This is a genomic window from Methylomagnum sp. (genome assembly GCF_054333355.1).
Window position 1 is genome coordinate 1 of the sequence record NZ_JBTEKS010000419.1, and the last position, 3656, is coordinate 3656.

Annotated in this window: 1 protein-coding gene; it reads left to right on the top strand. The window is 68.7% G+C overall.

Annotated elements, in window-relative coordinates; all coding sequences use genetic code 11:
• Nucleotides 1-24: 24 nt before the first annotated feature.
• The coding region (locus ACXWUF_RS20400) for an SDR family NAD(P)-dependent oxidoreductase (protein ID WP_458503372.1) at nt 25-3656 on the top strand (3632 nt) is incomplete at its 3' end.

Here is a 3656-nt window from a genome sequence, read left to right on the forward strand (position 1 = left end):
GGACGCGGAGCGTGGGACCGATCAATGGAAGTTGAAGACGGGCCGCAGAGCGGCCAAGACGGCATTCCCACGCGGAGCATGGGAACGATAAGTGACGGCATCGCCATCATCGGCCTGGGCTGCCGCTTCGCCGAGTCGCCCACCCCCGAGCGCTTCTGGGAGAACCTCGCGGCGGGGCGGCGGATGTCCGGCGAAATCCCCGCCGGGCGCTTCGATTGGGACTTGTACGGGCTGTCCAAAGACGAGGCGTATTGCCGCTGGGGTTCGTTCCTGGAGGATGTGGACCGCTTCGACCCGCTGTTCTTCGGCATTTCCCCCCGCGAGGCGGAGTTGATCGACCCGCAGTTGCGGCTGTTCCTGGAAGTCTTCCACGAAACGATTGAGGACGCGGCCCAGGCGGCGGGCATCCGGGGCACCCGCACCGGGCTGTATCTGGGCGTGTGTTCCCAGGACTACTACCAGAACATCCTGCTGGAAACCACCCGCCGCCGCCAGCCGCTCACGACCCCCAGCCTCGGCAATCTGCCGTTCACCATCGCCAACCGCACCTCCTATTTGTTCGATCTGCGCGGGCCGAGCTTCTGCGTGGACACCGCCTGTTCGTCCTCGCTCATCGCCCTGCATCTGGCCTGCGAGGCGATCCGCCGGGGCGAGTGCGAAATGGCGGTGGCGGGCGGCGTGAACCTGATCCTCAACCCGTTCTATCACGCCGGGCTGTGCCGGATGGACGCGCTGACCCATTCGGGCGCGTCCCGCGCTTTCGATGCGGCGGCGGATGGCTATCTGCGCGGCGAGGGCGTGGCGGCGCTGCTGCTGAAACCCTTGGAACGCGCCCTGGCCGATGGCGACCGCATCCATGCCGTGATCCGGGGCAGCCACACCAACCACGGTGGGCGCGCCAGCTCCTTCACCGCGCCGCGCACCGAGTTGCAAAGCGAATTGCTGGCGGAAACCTGGCGGCGGGCGGGCATCGACCCGGCCACGCTTGGGCTGTTGGAGGCCCACGGCACCGGCACCCGCCTGGGCGACCCCATCGAGGTGGACGCGGCGGTGAAGGCGTTCCGGCGCTACACCGACCAGCGCGGCTTCTGCGCCCTCGGCACGGTCAAGGCCAACATCGGCCACGGCGAGGCCGTCGCCGGGCTGGCGGGCGTGGTCAAGGCGGTGCTGTCCTTGAAGCATCGGCTGTTGCCCGCCATGCCGGATTTCCAGACGCTCAACCCCTACATCAACCTCGCCGATAGCCCGCTGTACATCAACACCGCGCCGCAGCCCTGGCCGTCCCGCGACGGTCAACCGCGCCGCGCCGGGGTGAGCAGCTTCGGGATTGGCGGGGCGTATGCCCATGTCGTGTTGGAGGAAGCCCCGGATGTGCCCGCCCTCCCGCTGGAAACGCCCGTGGCTGCGTTGCCCGTGCCGTTCTCGGCCAAGACGCCCGAGCAATTGCGGGCGCTGTTGGGGCGGTTCGCGGATTTCCTGGGGGATGCCGGGCGGGATGGAATCCGGCTGGTGGATGTCGCCCGTACTTTGCAACTGGGCCGGGCGGCGCATACCCATCGGGTGGCGTTCGTGGCGGCGGATTTGGATGAACTGCGCGGGCAAATCGCGGCGTTCTTGAATGGAACGGCGGTGGACGGGCGGACAAGTTTCACCGGGATTGTCCGCGAAGCCCCGCCGGAACCCGCCCTGCCCGCCGGGGACGACGCGGCCACGCTGGCCGGACTTTGGGTGGCGGGCTACCGCATCGACTGGCTCACAGGCCCGGCGGCGCGGCAAGGGAGGATCGTGTCCCTGCCCGCCACGCCTTTCGCGGATGAGCGCTATTGGTTCGGCAACCGGCCCGGCGCTGTCCCGCTAGAAGCCACGCCCGGTCGTGGCCTGAAGGCCACTCCCACATCACGGCCATGCCCTGAGTTATCAACCCCGCCCGAGCCGGTGCGAGAAACTTTGTTGTTCGAGCCAGTTTGGCAGCCCAAGCCTTTAACAGCGAATACCGGCCCGGACAGCGGCGGCGCGGCCTTGCTGCTCGGTGGCGGTGAGGCACTCCATGCCATCCTCGCGCCGCTCATGCCCGTCCAGATCATCGGGCCGGGCGCGGCTGATTTCGATCCGGCGTCCGAAGCGGATTACCGGCGGATCGTCGCCCCGTTCAAAGGCGGGGCGGGGCCGCTGTATGTGTTCTTCGATGGCGATGCGTTCGCGGGCGATTCCCTCGGCGCCGCGCCCCGTGCGCTGTTGCTGCTGGTCCGCGCCGTGTTGGCCGAACTGCCGCGCCGGGACATCCGCCTCACCTATCATGGCCGGGCGGATTCCGGGGACGCGCCCCGCCATGCCTGGGCGACGGGCTTCCTGGGCGCGGCCCGACTGGAGCATCCGCCCTTGGCGTTCCGCTGGGTGTTGTTCGCCGGAACCTTGCCGGAACCCGCCGCACTAGCGGAATGGCTGTGGCGGGAATGGGCGCGGGAAGCTTCGACGGAACCTTGCTGCCGCTACGTCGGTGGCCAGCGGCAGGTGCGAAGTTTGCGGGAATGCCCGCCGCCCGCCGCGAGCTTTCCGTACCGGGCGGGCGCGGCGGTGTTGGTGACGGGCGGCTTGGGCGGCTTGGGGCTGGTGTTCGCCCGTCATCTGGCCCGCAAGCACGGGGCCACGGTGATCGTGGCGGGCCGCTCGGCTGATACGCCCGAAGCGCAAGCCGCTTGCGCCACGGCCCGCGCCGAGGGTTTGGCCCTGCATCCCTTGCGGATGGATGTGGCGGACGCGGAGTCGGTGCGGGCCGGTATCGCCTGGATCAAAGCGCAATTCGGCGCGTTGCACGGGGTCATCCATAGCGCTGGAGTGCTGCGGGATGGCTTGCTGTTCAGCAAGACCCCGGACGATGTCGAGGCGGTGTTTACGCCCAAGGCCCACGGCGCGGAATGGCTGGACGCGGCCACGGCGGCGGAACCGCTGGATTTCTTCGTGCTGTGCGGCTCGCTGGCGGGGCTGGAAGGCAATCCCGGCCAGAGCGATTACGCGGCGGCGAACGCCTATCTGGATGCCTTCGCCCACCGCCGCGCCGCCTTGGTCCGGCAAGGCTTGCGTTACGGGCGTAGTCTCGCCATCGACTGGCCGTATTGGGCCGAAGGCGGGATGCGCCTGCCCGCCGTCGTGGAACGGATGATGGAAACCCAGGGCTTGTATGCCCTGCCGACGGAGGCCGGGCTGACCGCGCTGGATCGGGCGCTGGCGCTGGATGGCGCGCAAATCGCCGTGTTCCATGGCCTGCCGGAGCGGGTCCGGGTGTTGGCTGGCGCGGCGTCTGAATTAACGCGCCCGCAACGCCAGTCCACCGATGAAGGTAGGTCGGGCTTCAGCCCGCCGCTAAACGAGGTGGGGCAACGGGATCGGACTGAGGTCCGACCTACAGCGGTGCCTAGGTCTGTGGTGTTGGAGAAGCTGCTGCCGGTGGTGGCTGGCGTCTTGAACATGCCCCCGCAACGGCTGGACCCCGACGAGCCGCTGGAACGTTACGGGCTGGATTCGCTGCTCATCACCACGCTGAATGCCGCCTTGGAACAGGCTTTCGGGGCGCTGCCGAAGACCTTGTTCTTCGAGGTGCGCACCCTGTCCGCCCTGGCTGATTGGCTGGCCGCGCATCGCCCGGAGCGGTTCCGGGG